Here is a 19,786-nt window from a genome sequence, read left to right as displayed (position 1 = left end):
CCCTTGCGCGCCTGTTGGTGTGGTGGCGGTGCCTGTTGGTGTGGTGGTGGTGCCTGTTGGTGTGGTGGTGGGGTGTGCTGGCTTGGTGGCGGCGTACCGCGCTGCCCTGTTGGTGGCTCTCGGCGCGCAAACATACGGATAGGCCGTGAGTATGCGGATAGGTTGTGCGCATCCGGATAGCTTATTAACCTATCCGCGAGCTACTAACCTATCCGCGAGTGCGCATCCTATCCGCGTGCTGATCGCAAATGCGGAGTGCCTGCGGCATTGCTTGACTAACGCGCGGGCTTGTCTTCTCTCGATGATTACCCTAGAATTGGCGAATTAGATCACTTACCATCTGTTCTTTTTCTGTTAGTGAGGTCAGTATGAGGTTGAAGGGCATTCTTGCAACTGGTGTGGTCATTATCGGTGCCGCCGTATGCTTTGTTGGTGGAGCGAACATTGGGCCGATGCTTGGTTTCGGTGCGTCGCAGCAGGAGACTGCCCCTGTCGTCACGGTGGATACGACCCTCGTGAAGAACTCCTTTGCGGATATTGGTGAACTCGCAACCGAGTCGTATGTTTTTACTCAGGTGGGCAAATACTCCGAGGAAGGAACCAAGTTCTTCGGTATGGAAGTACCGGGTACCAGCGCTCATTACCTCATCACCTATTCGGGCGAGGTGAAGGCTGGGCTGACCGACGTGAGCCAGATTCAAGTTCAGGCTGACGAAGGAGCTCATGTTGTGACAGTCACTGTCCCCACGGTAGAGATCCTCTCCTCATCCATCGATCCAGCGTCTATCGAGACCTACGACCAGTCCTTTTCTATCGTCAATCAGATAGAGGTCAGTGAGGTGACCAGTTTCCTGGCGGATCGTGAAGCTGCTGCGAAAGACGAGGCTGTCGCAAAAGGCCTGCTTGATAAAGCGCAGAATCGCTTGAAGGAGGTAGTGAAAGGGCAGGTTAACGCCGTCCTTGGTGAACGGGCTAGCGCGTACGAGGTTCGTGTGACGCTTGCAGAGGAACCCGGCGCGTGACTGACCGAGCCTCACACGGTGCCTAGCCCCGGCCTCGTGGGGCTCGTGCACTAGACTTGCCAGCGTGAGCCGATCCCCCCGTAACCAGCGCGATGCGCGCCGCCGCCTCGATCCGACCCTACCCGAGGGCGCTGTCCCCTCCGAAACGGGCCTGCTCGGTCCCCTCGAAGTGAAAGCAATCTCCGAGGCGCTCGGTATTCGCCCCACCAAGGTGCTGGGCCAGAACTTCGTGCACGACGCGGGCACGGTGCGCAAGATCGTCGCGGCTGGCGGCGTCGAAGAAGGCGACGAGGTCGTCGAGGTCGGCCCCGGCCTCGGTTCCCTGACGCTGGCGCTCTTGGAAGTCGGCGCGCGCGTGCGGGCCGTCGAAATCGACCCGCCCCTGGCCGCCGCGCTGCCCGAGACCGTGCGCGCCCGCATGAGCGAGGCCGCCGACCGCTTCCACGTCGTCACCATGGACGCCACGCAGATCAGTGGGGTTGATGACTTTGGCGTGGATTGGCCCGCGCCCACGAAGCTCGTCGCGAACCTGCCATACAACGTGGCCGTGCCGGTCCTGCTCAACATGCTTGAGGCCTTCCCCTCCATCCAGGGTGTCGTCGTTATGGTCCAGGCCGAGGTCGCGGACCGCCTGGCCGCCGGCCCTGGATCGCGTACCTACGGCGTGCCCTCCATCAAGGCTTCCTGGTATGGCTCGGTTGAGCGTGCCGGGACGATCGGTCGCTCCGTGTTCTGGCCAGTGCCCGGCGTGGATAGCGCCCTCGTGCGCCTGACCCGCTTGGAGACGCCGCGCGGCGATGACGAGCTGCGCCGCGCTACCTTCGAGGTCACCGACGTAGCTTTCGGCCAGCGCCGCAAGACCCTGCGTGCGGCCCTGAAGAACTGGGCGGGCGGCCCCGAGGCCTCCGAGGCCCTCCTGTCCGCTGCCGGCATTGATCCGACGCGCCGCGGAGAGACCCTCTCGATTGACGAGTTCGTTGAGCTGGGGCGTGCCGTTATCGAGGCCCGAGGCCGTGGTGCCCTCGCGGCGTCGACCGCAGCCCGCTGATACCTCCAGGAAGAAGGAACGCCATGCGTGAAGTGCGCGCCAGCGCGCCCGGAAAAGTCAACTTGACCCTGCGCGTGGGCGCACCCACGCCCGACGGCTACCACCCCCTCGTCACGGTCTTCGAGGCCCTGAACCTGCGCGAAACTGTCACCGTGCGCACCTCCAAGGCACCCGGAGTGCGCGTTGAGACAATCGCGTACCTGCCCGACGGCAGCGTCGACGAGGCGACGACCCGTGCCATGGCCGACCTGGATCCACAGACCCACTTGGCCGTGCGCGCCGCGCGTGTCCTCCAGCGCCTCGCCGCCGCAGGCCCCTGGGCCTCGACAGCCGCGGGCCTGAGCATCCGCGTCGACAAGCGAGTCCCCGTCGCCGGCGGCATGGCCGGCGGATCCGCTGACGCGGCAGCCGCGCTCGTGGCTTGCAACGAGCTGTGGGAGCTGGGCCTGGGGGCCGATCAGCTGGAGACGATCGGTCGCACTCTGGGTGCAGACGTTCCTGCGTGCCTGGCGGGCGGTATCGCTCTGGGAACCGGGCGCGGCGACCACATGAGCGTTCTACGTAAGGGGGACGAGGCCGTGGCTCAGCATCACTGGGTCATGCTCCTCGCCCGTGAGGGCCTGTCCACCCCGTCAGTTTTCCGCGAGTTCGATCGAATCGATGCGGAGCAAGCGCCCGCTCTGGTCAACCCCTCCCCCGAGGAGGTTGCCGCCCTGTGCGCGGGACCCGAGAGCCTTCGCCACTGCCTCGTCAATGACCTGCAGGCCCCCGCCCTGCGCCTGCGGCCCGAGCTGGCCGAGACTATCGCCGCGGCGACGGATGCGGGTGCCCTGGCCGTCATGCTGTCCGGGTCTGGCCCGACCGTCGCAGCCCTCGCGCGTGACGCTGAGCATGCCCACACCCTCGCGGCCACTCTGAGCGACGCGCCCACGGTCGCGCGTGCAATCCCCGCCCACGGGTCCGCTTGCGGTGCCCGCATCGAATCGACGGAGGCCATCTGATGGCGCACCTGCTCGGAACACAGAACGTCGGCGCCCTCGCGGGTGCGCGCAAGCTCCTCGAAGGAGTCACGGTTGGCCTCGACGACGGCAGCCGCGTCGGCATCCTCGGCCCGAACGGCGCGGGAAAGTCCACGCTCCTGCGCATCGTTGCCGGCACACAGGAACCCGACGGGGGAGTGGTGACCCGGCGCGACGGCGTGCGCGTCGCCGTCCTCACCCAGGCGGACACGCTCAACCCCGAGGACACGGTCATCGAGGCCGTTCACCCCGGCTTGGAGGAGTACGAGTGGGCCTCCGACCCGGCCGTGCGCGACATTCACGCCGGCCTCCTCGCCGACATCGACCCCGCCGCGCTCGTCGGCACCCTGTCGGGCGGCCAACGCCGCCGCGTTGCCCTGGCCCGCGTCCTCGCGGCCACCGCCGACATCGTGTGCCTGGACGAGCCCACCAACCACCTCGACGTCGAGGGCGTGGCCTGGCTGGCCGCTCACCTGAACGCGCGCTTCGCTCGCCCCGGCGCGTCCGGCGCGCTCCTTGCCGTCACCCACGACCGCTGGTTCCTCGACGCCGTGTGCGAGCACATCTGGGAGGTCGTTCCCGGCGTCGACCCGGGTGGTGATCGTCCGCAGATCGCCGGGCACGTCGAAATCTATGACGGCTCCTACGCCGCCTACACGCTGGCCCGCGCCGAGCGCGTGCGCCAGGCGGACGTTGCTGCCGCTAAGCGCGCCAACCTGCTGACTAAGGAACTCGCGTGGCTGCGCCGCGGCGCCCCCGCCCGCACCTCGAAGCCGAAGTTCCACATCGCCGCCGCCGAGGCCCTCATCGCTGACGTGCCGCCCCCGCGCGACACCGTCGAGCTGGTCAAGATGGCGACCGCGCGCCTGGGCAAGGACGTCATCGACCTCGAGGACGTCTCCGTGTCCTTCACGCGCCCCGACGGGTCGCGCCTGGACATCCTTCAGGGCGTCACCTGGCGCCTGGCACCCGCCGAGCGCGTCGGCATCGTCGGCGTCAACGGCGCCGGCAAGACGACGATCCTCAATCTGCTGCGCGGCGACCTCGAGCCCACCTCGGGGCGCGTCAAGCGCGGCAAGACCGTCCAGGTCGCCACCCTCTCCCAGGACACCCACGAGCTCGACGCGCTGGCCGACATGCGCGTCGTCGAGGCCGTCGCCGACGTCGCCCAGAGCGTCGTCGTGGACGGCAAGGAGGTCAGCGCCTCCCAGATGACGGAACGTATGGGCTTCACGCGCACTCGCGCCTACACGCGCATCAGCGAAATCTCGGGCGGCGAGCGCCGCCGCCTCCAGCTCATGCGCCTGCTCATGAGCCAGCCCAACGTGCTGCTCCTCGACGAGCCCACGAACGACCTGGACACCGACACCCTGGCATCCATGGAGGACCTGCTCGACACCTTCCCGGGCACGCTCGTCGTCGTCTCCCACGACCGCTACCTCCTTGAGCGCGTCACCGATCACCAGGTCGCCCTCCTTGGCGACGGCCAGATCCGCGCGCTGCCCGGTGGCGTCGAGCAGTACTTGCAGATGCGCGCCTCCGGCGACTTCGGGGCATTCGGTTCGTCCACTCGCGCCGACGAGGCCGGCTCCGCCTCCCGCTCCGCCGCGCAACCCGCGGACGCCTCCTCGGGCGGGGAGAGTGCGGGGCAGGGGAGCGCTCGCGGCGGCGTGAGTGACGCTGCGGCGCGGCGCGCCGCCAAAAAGGAGCTGGCCCGCATCGAACGTAAGCTGGATCGCCTGCGCGCCGAGGCCTCGAACCTGGAGGCGAAGCTGGAGAAGCTGTCGATCAAGGTGGCCACGGACGCGTCGGCCGTCTCAGAATTGACGAAGGTGTCCGCGCAGCATCAGGACATCGTGGGGGAGATTGACGGGCTGGAGGAGGCCTGGTTGGAGGCTGCTGAGGCGGCTGAGTAAAACGGGTGTGGCGGGTGCCGCGCCCCACTGCTGAACTGCGACCCTCGATCTGTCCTCCGAGACAGCCTGGCAGTACGTCGGCGGCGATCACGTGTACGACGAGCCCGGTCAGGCCCCCTCCTCCACGAGCGCACGCTTCCGTTTCGACGAGGCTCACGCCCTGCTCAACCGCCAGGTCCACAAGGGCGACCATATTCAGATCGTCAAGGTGGGGGACGACCAGAACGCCTACGGCATCGACTTGATTGAGCTTGAGGAGGCGCTGCCTGAGATTCAGCGTCCGGCTGACGCTGTCAGCATCGCCGACTACCAGGGTGCACAGCCCGGCGACGGCGTGGATGATTCTGATGCGCTTATCTGGGCGATGAATGAGGCCGCGAACACCTCCTCCAAGACGGTCTACATCCCTGCGGGAACCTGGGAGCTGGGACGAAAGATCGGCTTCGATCATTCCGATCTGACGATTCAGGGTGCGGGCATGTGGTACACGAACCTGCGCTTCACGTCCGACCAAGCTGGCGGTGGCGGCTTCGTCTTCAACCGTGGCGTGGGCGGTGTGACCATGACTGACTTCTATATGTCTTCTTCCCTGACCTCCCGTTACGGTGAGAAGGCGCAGTACAAGGGCTTCGCTGGCTCGGCTGGGGCGAACACCCGCGTCGCTAACGTGTGGGTCGAGCACTTTGAGTGTGGCTTCTGGATGGGCGATTATGTGGATGCCAGCCAGATGACCTACACGGACGGCATGGTCATCGAGAACGCCCGCATCCGCAACAACTTCGCGGACGGCGTGAACTTCGCGCAGGGCACCGCGAACTCGACGGTGCGTAACTCCTCCGTGCGCGGTAATGGTGACGACGGCCTCGCCTCCTGGTCGAGTATTGACACCTCGACGAACAGCCAGGCGCGGGTCGCTGAGGCCAACTCCTTCGTCGGCAACACTATCGAGTTGGGCTGGCGGGCCTCGGGTATCGGTATCTTCGGAGGCAAGTCCCACGCCATTCGTGACAACCTGCTCGTCAACAATTTCTCCGGCGCTGGCATCCGCCTGAACACCGTGTTCGATGGCCACAACTTTGACCTGAATGCGGATGGCGGCATCACGATCGCTCACAACAAGCTGGTGCGCTCGGGCACGACCAACGATTTCTACGGCAATACGCGCGGCGCGATCGACTTCCTACACGTTCGTCGGTGATCTGGCGCGCTCGCAGCCAGCCGACGATGGAACGATGGTCGTGATTCGTTTCTGGTCCGTGAAGTGACCTGACTCCGTTTTCGTTGTCGCAATCGCCCGCGCTGCTTCGGTAGCGCGGGCGAGTTGCGTTATGCTCGCCATGGACGAGGCCGTGGTGCCGTGGGTGAATGCGGATCCTCCGTAGCGGCTTCTGTCCGGTGTGTGAGGTGGTTGACGTGGAAGCCTGAGCGGCTCCCACCATAGGTGTGGCAAAGATGAACAGTGCAGGCTCACCTACCCGAATTACGCAAAAGAAATGCCCATTTTATTTACGTAATTAGTGATGGTAAAAGCGCGAAATTAGTTCCCGCGTGCGCGGTACATAGTATTGGAATTGCAACGAAAAACCGCTTGTCTTGCACATGTTGCGAAAAGGCGTATCACTGGAGTCAACAGCGCGGCCAACCCGGTCGCAACCGGCTATCAAGAGGCCCCACGGGGCCACGTTGTAAAGGACACTCCAATGGCAGATATGCCCCGCATCCTCGACTGCTCCGTCCTCGACTGCTCCTACAACAAGGAGAAGAGCTGCGGAGCCGCCGCAATCACCGTCGGCTACTCGACTTCCTGCACGACCTTCATCCCGCTGACCGTCAAGGGCGGCCTCGCCAAGGCCGAATCCTTCGTTGGCGCCTGCCAGAAGGCCGACTGCGCCCACAACAACGCCCTCGAGTGCACCGCCGCCTCCATCTCGGTCGGCGCGGGCACCGCGGACTGCCTCTCCTACGAGGCGCGCTGAGCGCACCACACACGAACGAGGCCGTGGCAGGGATTACCCGCCACGGCCTCGTCGTATGTCTCATCGAGGAGCACCTAGCGTCCGTCGCCCGAGCGCACCCGAAGCGTGGGGTGGGGACTTAGGCCACGCTGGCCGTTCCAGATGAGGTTGACGACGTGTGCGGCAACCTCGTCCTTCTTCATGCGCCGGTCATCGAGCCACCACTGTCCGACCTGCGCGATGAGGCCGACGAGCATCTGTGCGTACAGCGGCGACCAGGTGGTATTGAAGTTCGAACGCTTGAATTGAGTGGCGATGATGTGCTCGACGCGCGTTGCGACGTCGCCCATGATTGAGGAAAACGACCCCGCCGTTCGATCCGAGGGCGCGTCGCGCACCAGCACGCGGAAGCCGTCCGTGTTGCGCTCGATATAGTCGAGCAAACCCAGGGTCGCGTTCTCCAGGATGAGGCGCGGGCGCTCGGACGACTCCAGGGAGGACTGGAGGGAGAAAATGAGGGCCTGTACCTCGCGGTCCACGATGACGGCGTACAGGCCTTCCTTGCCGCCGAAGTGCTCGTAGATGACGGGCTTGGAGACTTTCGCGCGGGCGGCGATCTCTTCGACGCTGGTCGCCCCGAAGCCCTTTTCGGCGAACAGAGAGCGCCCCACGGCCACCAGCTGCTCGCGGCGCGCGAAGCCGCTCATGCGTGTCCTCTTCTCAGCCATGCCTCCAGTATCACACGGGACGAGGCCTGGGCGGGGCGGGTGGTTCGGGCGCGGGGGAGTGGCGCGTTTGAAAGCGCCCATGAGGTCCGGGTATTATCACCGTGGACGCATTCCGCCTTGGTGTAACGGCAGCACAGAGGTTTTTGGTGCCTTTAGTCTAGGTTCGAATCCTAGGGGCGGAGCGATCAGATCCGTATCGGATCTGTTAACCCTTTGAGGAGGAGTATGTCTCGCCCCGCCGCCGTCATCGTCCTGGCCGCCGGTCAAGGAACGCGCATGAAATCAGCCCTCCCGAAGGTTGTGCATCCCCTCGCTGGCCTGTCCATGATCGGACACGCTCTGCGCGCTGCTCACGGCCTTGACCCTGAGCATTTGGTCGCCGTCGTGCGCCACCAGCGTGAGGTTGTCGCCGCAGAAATCGCGCGCGTGAGTCCAGCCGCCATCATCGCCGACCAGGATGAGATTCCCGGCACCGGTCGCGCCGTCCAGTGCGGCCTCGAGGCTCTCGACGCTGCAGTCGCCCCCGCGCCCGGCACAATTGTCGTCACCTACGGCGATGTTCCTCTCTTGTCGACGGACACCCTGGCCGAGCTGGTCGCCACCCATGAGGGCGCGGGGCACGCCGTCACTGTCCTGACTTCGCGCGTCGAGGATCCCACCGGCTACGGGCGCATTATCCGCGACGCCTCCGGCACGGTCACCGCCATCGTTGAGCAGCGCGACGCGACGCCCGAGCAGGCCGCGATCAACGAGATCAACGCGGGCATCTACGCGTTCGACGCGCAGTTCCTGCGCGATGCCCTGTCCTCCCTGGGGACTGACAACGACCAGGGTGAGGTGTACCTGACCGACGTGCTGGCTGCGGCGGCTCCCGCGGGCCGCACCGCCGGTGCCCTGGAACTCACCGACCACTGGCAGAGTGCCGGTGCGAACGACCGTGTCCAACTCGCCGAGCTGGGCGCGGAACTCAACAAGCGTCTCTGCGAGGCGCTCATGCGCTCCGGCGTGACCATCGTCGATCCGGCCTCCACCTGTGTCGATGTCGATGTGAGGGTCGGCGCGGACACTACGATCTACCCCGGCACCTGCCTGCGGGGTACCACATGCGTTGGTGATAACTGTGAAATCGGTCCTAACGCCACGCTGATTGATGCGGAAATTGGGGATCGCGCTGTGGTTCCCGCCGCGTGGATCGGTCAGGGCTGCGTCGCAGCCGATACGATGGTTAAGCCTTACAGCACCATCGGCACACTGATCGCGGCGCCTCGCGCCTGATCCAACACAAGGAGAGACCACCGTATGAGCGGACTGGTGACCACTGGAGAAAAGAACCTCGTCCTCGTTTCCGGACGAGCTCACATGGACCTGGCTCATGCCGTGGGTGAGGAAATCGGATGTGGGGTTTCGCCGGTGACGGCCTACGACTTCGCCTCCGGCGAGATTTACGTGCGCTTCAACGAGTCCGTTCGCGGCGCCGACGTGTTCGTCCTGCAGTCCATCGCGGGCGACATCAACAAGTGGCTCATGGAGCAGCTCATCATGATTGATGCTGCGAAGCGCGCTTCCGCGAAGCGCATCACCGTGGTCGCTCCCTTCTACCCCTACTCGCGTCAGGACAAGAAGCACCAGGGTCGCGAGCCTATCTCCGCCCGCCTGATGGCCGACCTGTACCGCACCGCCGGTGCTGACCGCATCATGAGCGTGGACCTGCACGCCTCGCAGGAGCAGGGCTTCTTCGATGGGCCAGTCGATCATCTCTTCGCCATGCCGGTCCTCGTGGACTACGTGCGCGGCCGCGTCGACCTGTCCAACACGGCCGTTGTCTCCCCGGACGCCGGTCGTATCCGCGTTGCCGAAAAGTGGTCGAAGAAGCTGGGCGGCGCACCCCTGGCCTTCGTTCACAAGACCCGCGACACGACTCGCCCGAACGTTGCCGTCGCGAACCGCGTCGTCGGCGATGTCGCTGGCAAGGAATGCGTCCTGGTCGATGACATGATCGACACCGCCGGTACGATCACCGAGGCAATCAACGTCCTCACCAACGCCGGTGCTAAGAAGGTGATCGTTGTGGCCACCCACGGTATCCTCTCCGACCCGGCTACCAAGCGTCTCTCCGAGTCCGGAGCCGCCGAGGTTGTCGTCACCGACACCCTGCCGATCCCTGCTGAGAAGCGCTTCGAGCAGCTCACCGTCCTGTCTATCGCGCCGCTCCTGGCTCGCGCGATTCACGAGGTCTTCGAAGACGGTTCGGTCACATCGCTGTTTAACTGACGGCTTCCCACTTCACATCCGCCCTCGTCGTGAGGTACCCTGTTTGGGTTGCTCCGGCGAGGGCGGATCCGTATCCGCCGTTATCGACAGGGCCTGAATTGATGCGCGCCGCGCTTCCTTCACTCTGCCGACACCGACGCCGGACCTGAGATACGAAGGAAAACACATGAGCGACAACCCCGTCCTGCTTGCCGAAGAGCGTTCCGAGTTCGGTAAGGGTGCCTCCCGCCGCGCCCGCCGCGCCGGCAAGGTCCCCACGGTCCTCTACGGCCACGGCGAAGAGCCCCGTCACCTCGACGTTCCCGGTCACGATCTGTTCCTGATCGTCCGTGGCAACAAGAACGCGCTCGTTGAGCTGAAGATCGACGGCAAGTCCCAGCTGGCCCTCGTCAAGGACGTTCAGGTTCACCCCGTGCGCCGCGACATTCTGCACGCCGACTTCCAGGCCGTCAAGGCCGGCGAGAAGGTCGACGTTGAGGTTCCCGTCGTCGTGATCGGCGAACCCGTCCCCGGCACCGTCCACTCCCTGGAGGAGTTCGCCATCCTGGTGAAGGCTCCCGCCACCTCCATCCCCGAGCACGTCGAGGTCTCCATCGAGGGCATTGAGGCCGGTTCCGCCGTGCACGTCTCCGACCTCAAGCTGCCCGCCGGCGTTGAGGTGGAGCTTGACGCTGAGACGGTCATCGTGTCCGTCCAGGAAGCCGCCGCTGAAGAGGCTGAGGAAGCCTCCGAAGAGGCCGCTGCTGCGGGCGACGCCGAGTGAGGCCCGCGTAGCAGACGCTTTCCGGTGAGGGGGCGAGGCTTGGGCCTCGCTCCCTCGTCGTATCTGCGATACTGGGGACATGAGTGACCTCCACGTGATCATCCCCGCCGGCGGTGCCGGCACCCGCCTGTGGCCGCTGTCGCGGCGTCGCCGTCCCAAGTTCCTCCTCGACCTAGCGGGCACGGGCCGCACCCTCCTGCAGGGTACGGTGGACCGCCTGGCTTCTGTGGCCTCGTCCGTGACCATCGTGACCGGTCAAGCGCACCGCGATGGCGTACTCGCCCAGCTTCCCGAGTTCGCTTCCTCGCAGGAACGCACGCTCCTCATCGAGCCATCGGGGCGCGATTCCATGGCCGCGATCGGATTGGCCGCCTACGTCGTGCGTGAGCGCTTTGGGGACGATGCCATCGTCGGCTCGTTCGCCGCTGACCACCTGATTGCGCGCCCCGAGCTGCTGCGCGCCGCCGTTGCAACCGCGATTGGTGCCGCGCGCGACGGATACGTCGTGACGATTGGGCTGACGCCCACCGAGGCCTCGACCGCTTACGGCTACATCGCGCCCGGACCTGCTCTGTTCGGTGAGGACGAGGCCGGGGCGGCTGGCGCTGCCGGGCGTGCCCGCCGGGTCGCCGAGTTCGTCGAAAAGCCCGATGCGGACACTGCTGCCCGCTACGTGTCCCAGGGCTACCTGTGGAACGCGGGCATGTTCATCATGTCCGCGGGTGTCCTGGCCTCCCACCTGGCCCGACTCATGCCCGATCTGCACGCGCGCCTAGAGACTATTGCGCGCTCGTGGGGAACGTCGCAGTTCGAGGCGACGCTGGAGGAGAACTGGCCGCACCTGACTAAGATCGCCATCGATCACGCCATCGCTGAACCCGTTGCTGCCGACGGGGGAGTGGCCGTCGTTCCCGCTGACGCCGCCCTCGGCTGGACGGACCTGGGCGACTTTGAGGCGCTGACCGGTATCGCTGCCGCTGCAGGGAACCTCGGTGAGGCCATCCGCATCGACTCTGAGGGTGCCGCCGTCTACGGATCCGTGGGTGAGGATGGCCCACTCGTCGCCCTCGTTGGGGTGCCCGACGTCGCAGTTGCCCTGACCTCTGACGCGATCCTTGTGACGCGCCTAGAATGTGCGCAGGCCGTCAAGTCTGTCGTCGATACGCTTGCCGAGGCCGGTCGCTCCGACTTGCTCTGACAGCCCTCCACTAGGCGGAGCGAGTGGCTCCGTGACTCACGGTGATTCCGCGCCCCCTTCGAGTGTATGCTATCGGGTGAGGTGCACCGCCCCGGGCGGCGTTGCGCGCGGCTTGGCTGGTACCGTGTTGGGCAGAAAAACGCCCCGACGAAAGGGATGAGACGTGAACAAGCGGACCTTCGCCGCCTTCGCTACTACGGCCACGGTGGCCGCTCTGGCTATGAGTGCATGCTCGCCGACGCCCGGCGCTACCCCGGCCGCGTCCGCGAAGGTCTGCGCCGCTACCTCGAGTGCCCACATGGACCCCGCGACGGACCCCGTCGCGCGTGCCCTCGCGGATGCCGCGAACAAGGCGTCGATCACCTATCAGGCCGGATCGGGTGAGGCAGCACCGGCCTCGCTCGCGGCCTCCGGCTGCACGCTGATCGTCGGCACCGACTCCACCACGGCCTCGTCTCTTTCCGAGGCCGCGCGCGCCAACCCGAAGGTCCGTTTCGCGCTCGTCGGTGCCTCGTTCACGGATGCGAAGAACAATCCCACCTCCTTCAAGAACGGTTCCGTCATCAACGTCAGGGCCTCCGAGGCCGCCTACCTGGCTGGCTACGCGTCGGCCGGCATGACCACGACGGGTACGCTTGCTGTCATTGGCGGGTCGCGTGACAACGTCACCGCGTCGCAGATGGATGCTTTCGCGGAAGGCGTCGACGCCTACAATCTTGCGAAGGGCACGTCTATCACCATCCTGGGGTGGAATAACGCTGCCAAGGAAGGGACATTCGTTGACAGCGCCGAGAACGTTGAGGCTACTGCCGCCAACTTCATTGCGCAGGGTGCCGACATCATCTTGCCCCTCGCGGGGGAGAACAACGCGGGTGCCGCGCGCGCTGTCGCCGCGGCTGGCAACCCGATGGTGCGTCTCATTTGGTCGGGTCTGACGAAGGCTGACCTTAAGGGTCTGACTCGCGACGAGGCTGTTTCCGCCGAGTCGCCCATGTCGGGCCAGGCCGGTCCGCAGGTGGTCGAGCAGGTCGACACGCAGTCTTTCTCTGACTCGTTCAGCTACATCCAGATCACCGACGCGGTGCGCGCCTCTATTGGTGCGCCCGTGCTGACCGGTATTGTTCTCGACTATTCCGCTGCAATGGACACGCTCATTTCCGATGCCACGGCAGGCGCGCCTGCGTCGACTGTCCCCGTGTCGCTAGTGTCCGGCGGCGTGATCCTCACCGGATTTGGTGCCTACACGCCGATGTTGTCTTCTGACCTGAAGCTGGGCCTGTCCGACATGGCTGGCCAGATCGAGACGGGCGGCATGGTGATTTCCACGCCTTTCGACGTGTGAGGTGAAACGTGCTGTGAGTGGTGCCCCGGGCGCGAGAGCGCCTGGGGCACCATTGTTCGCGCCAGGGGTGCGTCGTTAGATCGCCAAGTCGAGGGGTAAATCGGCGATGTCACGCAGACGTTGACCGTCGATGAGGTTGTCCAGCGTCTTAATGGCCTCGGCGTTGCTTGAGGCGTGGGTGGCCTCGACCAATTCGGGAAGCGCGACATGATACATGGTGTCGATGTCGCCTGTTCCCAGTGCGAGGGAGGCGAGCCTCGACGGTGCGGGTTCACCCGTGACAACCATGATGTGCGGGGTGCGACCTTTGCGATTCCGGATCAGGTTCAACGCCTCAGAGCGAGCGTTTTGAGCGCGATCCGAACGCAGCGTCCACTTGCATGAGATGACCGCGTGCACGATGGGGGCGTGGGAGTAACGAGAGATTAGAGGAGAATATTCAGCGGCCCCGTCAATGACGATCCCGGACTCCGCCAATACCTGTGGCTGAATGGGGTGACGCAAAACCAAGACGTCAGGAGAGATATCGTAGGAGTTACCGAGGACGGTCGCCAGCGTCGGATTCCGTGCAATTGCCTCAGTCAGTTCGCTCAAGTGGCGATAGGGTTCAAACTGGGCAAGGAATTGCCCCTGACGCGTGCTCCCAACGTTGAGGACCTCCCACTGGCCTGGACGCAGCACGGACAATGCGGGGAAGGTTGCACTGACGAAGGCAGCGACTGCCGCCTCAAAGTTCTTGCCGGCACTTTGTCCGTCCAGCTTGCGTACGCCTTCCGCAGCACCGAGGCGACGGGCGATGGACAGTGCGACCTCGCAGGACAAACGCTGAGACTTGTCGGCGTTGCTTGCCACCCCCTCCGCGTTAATCGACAGAGTGCGCGTCTGCGTGAGCTGACGGTGGAAAAACCGACGCTCGTCGAGGAGATTGATGCTCATGCGACAGCCTCCTGCCCACGACTGTCTGCCCTGAGAGCAGAGGCGATTGCGATGCCAACCGCGCGGGCAACTGGCGGTGGGAACGCGTTGCCAACCTGACGGTACGCGTTAGTCTTCGCACCCGTGATCGCCCAATCGTCGGGGAATCCTTGGATGCGGGCGGCCATGCGGACCGTCAGGCGTGGGTCCCCCTGAAAGTCAGGATCAGGGGCCTCGGGCGCAATCGTGGAGCCATTGACGCCCAGCTCAGCCCAAGCGCGCCTGGCTCGGGTGGGTCCCAGGTCGGGACCGCCGTGCTTCTTGGAGCCACCCACGAGCGTCGGTGCGATGCGATTGGCGCGTTTCGCCCACTGTGCCGCACCCGTCCAACCGCGCGCCGCCATCAGGTCGCTGAGCGCCTCTCCGACCGTGGGTGGCGCTTCGGACAGGGGTTCGGGGTACTCGAAGGAAGCCTCGATATCCTCACGGAATCCAACGGCAATGACGCGTGGACGCAGCTGCGGGACACCGAAATCAGAGGCTTGAAGGAGCTTCCATTGGAGGGAATAACCGATCTCTCGCAGGTGCTCCTCGACTCCAGCACGGTACTTCTCGAACTTTGGGTCCAGAAGCCCGCGTACATTCTCGATCATGATGGCGCGCGGCCGCACGATGCGTACAAGCTCAATCATGGCGGGGAAGAGATCGCGCTCGTCATCGGGGCCTAGCTGCTTGCCCGCGTAGGAAAAAGGCGGGCAGGGCACACCGCCAGCCACCAGGTCAACGCCAGCGAAGTCGTGAGCGTGCTCCTTGATCCAGGGAACAACGTCGCCCTCGATGACGTTCCATGCCGGACGGTTCTCGCGCAGCGTGTTACAGGCGTGGTGGTCGATTTCGACGACGGCCACGTGATCGAAGCCAGCCTGCTCGAGTCCGAGCGCCTGCCCGCCCGCGCCCGCACAGATCTCGATCGATGTCAGGGCCATGTCCCACCTTCCGCCGCTTTGTCTACCGGACGATTGTAGGGGAGCGGCGAATGCGGAGGGCTGATCAAAGCGCGAAATGGCGACCAGAGGTGGGGTGTTCTCACTCATATGCGCAGGCTACGGGTAAGCATGCACATCTGCGTCCCCGTGTCCTCACCTCATGAGGACACAACTCGGCCTACCGCTTAGCGCGGCGCGAGGAGCGCGAGGGCCGCGCCTGCACTGATCGCGTCGGCATCCATGACGAAGGCCGGATCCACGCAGTACAGTCCCCGGCCCGCCGGGATCGCGGGACTCGTTGCCAGCGCCTCACCCAGGGCGGTTCGCACCTGCTCCTCGGACAGAGAAGAACAAAGCGTTCGTCCCTCGCAGCGCACACGCAGTGACAGGCCCGCCCCGGCCTCGTCAATGGGGACGCCCAGGCGTTCCAACAGGGAGGTCAGGAGGCCCGTGGGGTCCTCGACGGACACGGGTGTGGGCACGTGCGTGGCATCGGTTAGGGATGAGATGCGTGAGACCGTGCGATCCACGTAGGCGCCGATCATGCCCTCGCCCACACACTCCCAGCCCCCCTCGGCGCGGGGGAGGGCGGCCTCGTCGCTGACCGCGGTCGCGGCCTCGTCGATGAGAGAGAGTTCGGCCTCGGAGGCGAGCGCACCCTCACGCGAGCGGTCGACCGCGCGCCCACCCAGATAGATCAGTGCCTCGCCGCTGCTGCGGATGTAGAGCGCCCCGTCGGCCATGACCATGCGCACCGAGAAAGCCGTCAACGGTGCCGGTAGTGCGCGCGGCATGAGCAGAGCATGACCGCCCAATCCTTCGATGATTGCGGCACCATCGCGGGCGAGATCCCCGGTGTGCGAGGCCTCGTATCCGATGATCAGGCGGAATCGACCACGGGTAGCGGCGGACAAGAAAGAAGCGATACCCGCAAACAGCGACGGGCCAGCACAGCGTGTCATGTGCTGAGGGTAACACTATGAAGCGGACTCGCAAAAACGGAGTGAGACGAACAGGTTGCGTCTCTCGCACAGCGTGCGCACAGACGCAGGTGGGGGAGTGCGCCGGTATCCTGGAAGCAATCACAAAGGAGGACACATGCAGCTCACGGACGCGACCGATGCGCTCTCGCTGACGCGCCAGATGATCGATATCCCCTCGGTGTCGGGAGAGGAAGGACCCCTCGCGGACGCGGTCGAGGCGGCGCTGCGTGGCGCGGGCTTTGGCTCGGTGGACACCCTGGAGATCCTGCGCGACGGGGATGCGGTGTGCGCGCGGACCCACCTCGGGCTGCCGCAGCGCGTCGTCCTCGCCGGGCACCTGGACACGGTTCCCATCGCTGAGAACGTTCCTGGACGCCTCGAGGTGCGCGACGGCGTCGAGGTCGTGTGGGGGCGTGGCTCAGTCGACATGCTCGGCGGCTGCGCGGCCGCCCTGGCTCTCGCGTGCGAGGCCGGTGCTGTGATCAGGGGCGGCGCACGCGAGGCGCTCACCGCAGACGTCACGTGGATTTTCTACGACCACGAGGAGGTCGCCTCGCACCTCAACGGCCTGGGCCGCATCCAGCGCCTGTACCCGCAGTGGCTCGCCGGCGACCTCGCTCTGCTGGGTGAACCCACTGCCGCGCACGTCGAAGGTGGCTGCAACGGAACTCTGCGCGTCATCGCGCACTTCCCGGGACGTGCCGCGCACTCGGCGCGCGCCTGGATGGGCGTTAACGCGATTCACGCGATGGCCCCCGTCATCGAGCGTATCGCGTCCTTCGGTAACCCCATCGAGGTGGTTGACGGCCTCGAATTCCGTGAATCCCTCTCCGTCGTGCGCGTCGAGGGCGGCATTGCGAACAACGTCATCCCCGAGGCCGCCTCCATGACCGTCAACTACCGCTTCGCGCCCTCCAAACGCGCCGACGACGCCTTGGAATGGGTGCGCGGTCTCTTCGAAGGAACCGGCGCAACCATCGAGGTCGATGACCTGTGCGAGGGTGCGCGGCCCGGGGCGGACTCGCCCGTCGCCGAGCGCTTCCTGTCCGTCGCCCGTCGCGTCGCGGACGAGGCCGGGGTTCACCTCGCGCTCAGCGCGAAGGTCGGGTGGACGGACGTTGCCCGCTTTACGCAGGTGGGAGTGCCCGCGATGAACTTTGGGCCGGGCGATCCGCTGCTCGCGCACACGCGCGACGAACACGCGCCCGTCTCGGATATTGTCAGGGTGCACGAGACCCTGCGTGCCTTCCTGCTCGCGCAGTAGCGGGCCAGGCGCGCCGCGCCCACCCACGTTGACCGTCAGGAGAGACCATGACTACCCCTGAAGAGACCTACCGCCGCGGATCCGTCGTTCTGCGCGGGGACCAGATCCCGCGCCTGACGGCCGATGCTTCGCTGCTTCAGACCGAACACAGCGCGGACTGGAAACACACGGACCCCTGGCGCGTTCTGCGGATCCAGTCCGAGTTCGTCGAAGGGTTCGAGGCCCTGGCGAAGGTCGGCCCCGCCATTTCCGTGTTCGGTTCCGCGCGCACACGCCCGGACGAACCCTGGTACCAGTGTGCTCAGCGGATCGGCGAACTCCTGGTTCAGCGCGGCTACGCGGTCATTACGGGCGGTGGCCCGGGCGTGATGGAGGCCGCGAACCGTGGCGCGTGGGAGGCAGGCGGTATCTCCGTGGGCCTGGGCATCGAGCTGCCGCACGAGCAGGGCATGAACCAGTGGATCAACCGCGGCGTGAACTTCCGGTACTTCTTTGCGCGCAAGACCATGTTCGTCAAGTACTCGCAGGGCTTTATCGTCATGCCGGGCGGTTTCGGCACAATGGACGAACTCTTCGAGTCGGCGACCCTGGTACAGACCGGTAAGATTCGTTCCTTCCCCCTCGTGCTTGTGGGCACCGAGTACTGGTCGGGCTTGGTCGAGTGGATCCGTTCCTCGATGGTGGACGCGGGCATGATTTCTCCGGGTGACGTCGATCTGCTGCACGTTGTTGATGATCCGGAGGAGGCGGTGCGCCTGGCGACGGGTGCTTAGTTGCTGATGCGTGAGTGTGAGGGGTGTTGACGAGGAGAAACCGTTCAATTGCCACACAAAATTAATCTGATGGCTGAGTTTCTATGTGTAAGGCTGTGTAACCTGCCAAGGAAAATTATCAGTTATCCGGTAAGATTGATGAGGTGCTCCGCCGCAGGTGGCGGCGGCAGAACTCTGAGAAGGAGCCCTCAACATGGCAGCGATGAAACCTCGCACGGGGGATGGCCCCCTCGAAGCGACCGCTGAAGGTCGCGGCATTGTCGTTCGTATTCCCACCGAAGGGGGCGGACGCCTCGTTATCGAGATGAGTCCGCAGGAAGCTGGCGAACTCGCCGCGGTGCTGACTGCGGCAATCTGAATAAGCAGAACTGCGGTGGGACGGGCAGGGCCTGTCCCACCGCTTTTGTGTCGCCGTTTGGTGCCTGCGATGTGTCTTCCCGTGTTGCGTCCGGTGTGCGGCCGCCGCGGTGCCTGTGGTGTCCGGTCGCCGCGGGGCCTGCTATTCGGGGCCTGGGACCTCTCTTCCGCACGTGAACCCGCTGATCGGAGCATCGGCGGGGTTGCCCACGTATGGAACAGAGGGTTTGCGTGCGGAACAGAGGGCGCCCAGATGGCACGCGAAGCGCCGTCAGCGCTTGACTGCGACCGCCAGGCCATCTCCGACGGGCAGGAGGGTGGGCACGAACTCATCGGAGTCTCGCAGGTAGTTGACGACCTCGCGGGCGACGACGGTGCGTGCGTCGCGGCGTGCGGGGTCGGCGACCTGGTCGTGCCACAGGGCGTGCACGAAGGCGATGGTGCCGCCGGGACGGACAATACGCACGGCGTGGTCCAGGTACTGCGGTGTCTCATCCAGGTCGCCGTCGAGGACAACCATGTCGTAGCCGCGCGCCGCCATACGGGGCAGCACGTCGAGGGCGCGCCCGGCGATGAGGCGCGTGCGGTGGGAGGACAGGCCGGCGGCTGCGAAGTTGCGGCGTGCGTAGCCCAGTAGCTCGGACTCGACGTCGATGGTTGTGAGGACGCCGTCGCGGGCCATGCCGTCCAGGAGCCACAGGCCTGACACACCGGCACCCGTGCCCACTTCGAGGACTGCGCGCGCGCCTGCGACGGCGGCGAGCATCCGCAGGGCGGCTCCGGTACCGGAGGAAACGGGGGCGGCTCCAAGTTCGGATGCAACAGCGCGCGCGGCAGCCAGAGCATTGCTCTCTGCCACGTAGTCTTCGGTATACACCCAAGTCTGGGCCTTATCCGCCATCGCTATCCTCACGTTTCCTCGGTCGCCTCGGGTAGGTGCGTCCACACGTGTGCGCCCCTCTCCAGCCATCAGGGTACAGGCGAGGCGTGACGCGGGCGCGTTGGCGCTCCGGTCTCCCGCTAAAAAGGAGACGACACCAAAACGCGTGCGTGCTGAAGGCCCTCGAAAAGGAGGGAACTCTGCGCGACGCAACCACGGCCTCGTCGATGAGGACGAGGCCGTGGTGCGCGCTGACGGGGCTTGTCAGTGCCGGATGGGGGAGACCCCGAGGGGGCGCCCGGCGAGGCCTCGGTTGACCGACGCGAGGGTCGTGCCGAGGGCGGTGAGGACCTCGGCGGCCGGCCC

General features: G+C 65.5%; 19 protein-coding genes and 1 tRNA gene. 15 read left to right on the top strand and 5 right to left on the bottom strand.

Annotation, left to right across the window (positions count from 1 at the left end):
- Positions 1-368: 368 nt before the first annotated feature.
- The 6 genes from HMPREF1136_RS03580 (at position 369) to HMPREF1136_RS03555 (ending at position 6,981) form a co-directional block, all read left to right on the top strand.
- Positions 369-1,022 carry a DUF4230 domain-containing protein gene (locus tag HMPREF1136_RS03580; RefSeq protein WP_009647964.1) on the top strand — a complete coding sequence of 218 codons (654 nt, stop codon included), beginning with the start codon at positions 369-371 and terminating at the stop codon, positions 1,020-1,022.
- A 64-nt stretch (positions 1,023-1,086) separates the two neighbouring features.
- Positions 1,087-2,070: a 16S rRNA (adenine(1518)-N(6)/adenine(1519)-N(6))-dimethyltransferase RsmA gene (gene rsmA, locus HMPREF1136_RS03575; protein ID WP_009647965.1), complete on the top strand. Its 984-nt coding sequence runs from the start codon at positions 1,087-1,089 to the stop codon at positions 2,068-2,070.
- Positions 2,071-2,093: 23 nt separating this feature from the next.
- Entirely contained in the window at positions 2,094-3,071 is a 978-nt protein-coding gene (locus tag HMPREF1136_RS03570; RefSeq protein ID WP_009647960.1) for a 4-(cytidine 5'-diphospho)-2-C-methyl-D-erythritol kinase, read from the top strand.
- Positions 3,071-5,005: an ABC-F family ATP-binding cassette domain-containing protein gene (locus HMPREF1136_RS03565; RefSeq protein WP_009647957.1), complete on the top strand. Its 1,935-nt coding sequence runs from the start codon at positions 3,071-3,073 to the stop codon at positions 5,003-5,005. Before HMPREF1136_RS03570 ends, HMPREF1136_RS03565 begins: the two co-directional genes overlap by 1 nt.
- Before the next feature lie 49 nt (positions 5,006-5,054).
- A complete protein-coding gene (locus HMPREF1136_RS03560; protein ID WP_442852128.1) occupies positions 5,055-6,203 on the top strand; it encodes a glycosyl hydrolase family 28-related protein in 1,149 nt (382 codons plus the stop codon).
- A 502-nt stretch (positions 6,204-6,705) separates the two neighbouring features.
- A complete protein-coding gene (locus tag HMPREF1136_RS03555) occupies positions 6,706-6,981 on the top strand; it encodes a DUF1540 domain-containing protein (protein ID WP_009647950.1) in 276 nt (91 codons plus the stop codon).
- A gap of 74 nt (positions 6,982-7,055) precedes the next feature.
- Here the strand turns inward: HMPREF1136_RS03555 and HMPREF1136_RS03550 are convergent, their stop codons facing one another.
- Positions 7,056-7,688 (bottom strand): TetR/AcrR family transcriptional regulator, encoded by a 633-nt coding sequence (locus HMPREF1136_RS03550; RefSeq protein WP_034504741.1) that lies wholly within the window; start codon positions 7,686-7,688, stop codon positions 7,056-7,058.
- 111 nt (positions 7,689-7,799) lie between these two features.
- On the opposite strand from HMPREF1136_RS03550, the gene HMPREF1136_RS03545 reads away from it, so the two are divergent.
- The 6 genes from HMPREF1136_RS03545 (at position 7,800) to HMPREF1136_RS03520 (ending at position 13,262) form a co-directional block, all read left to right on the top strand.
- Positions 7,800-7,870: transfer RNA gene (locus tag HMPREF1136_RS03545), tRNA-Gln, on the top strand.
- Positions 7,871-7,913: 43 nt separating this feature from the next.
- Complete coding sequence (locus HMPREF1136_RS03540; protein ID WP_009647956.1) at positions 7,914-8,963, top strand: bifunctional UDP-N-acetylglucosamine diphosphorylase/glucosamine-1-phosphate N-acetyltransferase GlmU; 1,050 nt, start codon at positions 7,914-7,916, stop codon at positions 8,961-8,963.
- A gap of 24 nt (positions 8,964-8,987) precedes the next feature.
- Positions 8,988-9,959 carry a ribose-phosphate diphosphokinase gene (locus HMPREF1136_RS03535; RefSeq protein WP_009647961.1) on the top strand — a complete coding sequence of 324 codons (972 nt, stop codon included), beginning with the start codon at positions 8,988-8,990 and terminating at the stop codon, positions 9,957-9,959.
- 166 nt (positions 9,960-10,125) lie between these two features.
- Positions 10,126-10,722, top strand: a complete 597-nt coding sequence (locus HMPREF1136_RS03530) for a 50S ribosomal protein L25/general stress protein Ctc (RefSeq protein ID WP_009647951.1) — start codon at positions 10,126-10,128, stop codon at positions 10,720-10,722.
- A 79-nt stretch (positions 10,723-10,801) separates the two neighbouring features.
- On the top strand, positions 10,802-11,920 hold the full coding sequence (locus tag HMPREF1136_RS03525) for a mannose-1-phosphate guanylyltransferase (RefSeq protein WP_034504739.1): 1,119 nt from the start codon (positions 10,802-10,804) through the stop codon (positions 11,918-11,920).
- Between the two features lie 163 nt (positions 11,921-12,083).
- The gene (locus tag HMPREF1136_RS03520) at positions 12,084-13,262 is read left to right on the top strand and encodes a BMP family lipoprotein (protein WP_009647953.1); all 1,179 of its coding nucleotides are present in this window, start codon (positions 12,084-12,086) and stop codon (positions 13,260-13,262) included.
- Between the two features lie 75 nt (positions 13,263-13,337).
- Here HMPREF1136_RS03520 and HMPREF1136_RS03515 read toward each other — a convergent pair whose 3' ends face one another.
- From HMPREF1136_RS03515 to HMPREF1136_RS03505, 3 genes are all read right to left on the bottom strand, one after another.
- A complete protein-coding gene (locus HMPREF1136_RS03515) occupies positions 13,338-14,198 on the bottom strand; it encodes an NgoMIV family type II restriction endonuclease (RefSeq protein ID WP_009647959.1) in 861 nt (286 codons plus the stop codon).
- A complete protein-coding gene (locus HMPREF1136_RS03510) occupies positions 14,195-15,163 on the bottom strand; it encodes a DNA cytosine methyltransferase (RefSeq protein WP_009647966.1) in 969 nt (322 codons plus the stop codon). The genes HMPREF1136_RS03515 and HMPREF1136_RS03510 overlap by 4 nt, the downstream gene beginning before the upstream one ends.
- A 185-nt stretch (positions 15,164-15,348) precedes the next feature.
- Positions 15,349-16,125: a hypothetical protein gene (locus HMPREF1136_RS03505; protein ID WP_009647952.1), complete on the bottom strand. Its 777-nt coding sequence runs from the start codon at positions 16,123-16,125 to the stop codon at positions 15,349-15,351.
- A gap of 136 nt (positions 16,126-16,261) precedes the next feature.
- Here HMPREF1136_RS03505 and dapE point away from each other — a divergent pair, with 136 nt between their 5' ends.
- The 3 genes from dapE to HMPREF1136_RS10580 all read left to right on the top strand — a co-directional run bounded on the left by dapE (position 16,262) and on the right by HMPREF1136_RS10580 (position 18,541).
- Complete coding sequence (dapE, locus tag HMPREF1136_RS03500; protein ID WP_009647962.1) at positions 16,262-17,410, top strand: succinyl-diaminopimelate desuccinylase; 1,149 nt, start codon at positions 16,262-16,264, stop codon at positions 17,408-17,410.
- A 47-nt stretch (positions 17,411-17,457) separates the two neighbouring features.
- Complete coding sequence (locus HMPREF1136_RS03495; protein WP_009647949.1) at positions 17,458-18,183, top strand: TIGR00730 family Rossman fold protein; 726 nt, start codon at positions 17,458-17,460, stop codon at positions 18,181-18,183.
- Between the two features lie 193 nt (positions 18,184-18,376).
- A complete protein-coding gene (locus HMPREF1136_RS10580; protein WP_009647963.1) occupies positions 18,377-18,541 on the top strand; it encodes a DUF3117 domain-containing protein in 165 nt (54 codons plus the stop codon).
- A 270-nt stretch (positions 18,542-18,811) separates the two neighbouring features.
- Here HMPREF1136_RS10580 and HMPREF1136_RS03490 read toward each other — a convergent pair whose 3' ends face one another.
- The gene (locus HMPREF1136_RS03490) at positions 18,812-19,441 is read right to left on the bottom strand and encodes an O-methyltransferase (RefSeq protein WP_034504737.1); all 630 of its coding nucleotides are present in this window, start codon (positions 19,439-19,441) and stop codon (positions 18,812-18,814) included.
- Between the last annotated feature and the right edge of the window lie 345 nt (positions 19,442-19,786).

Origin of the sequence: Actinomyces sp. ICM47 (assembly GCF_000278725.1) — a bacterium.
Taxonomy (GTDB): Bacteria; Actinomycetota; Actinomycetes; order Actinomycetales; family Actinomycetaceae; genus Pauljensenia.
Note: the sequence above shows the minus strand (reverse complement) of the source record. Positions and strands in the feature narration are given on the sequence as shown.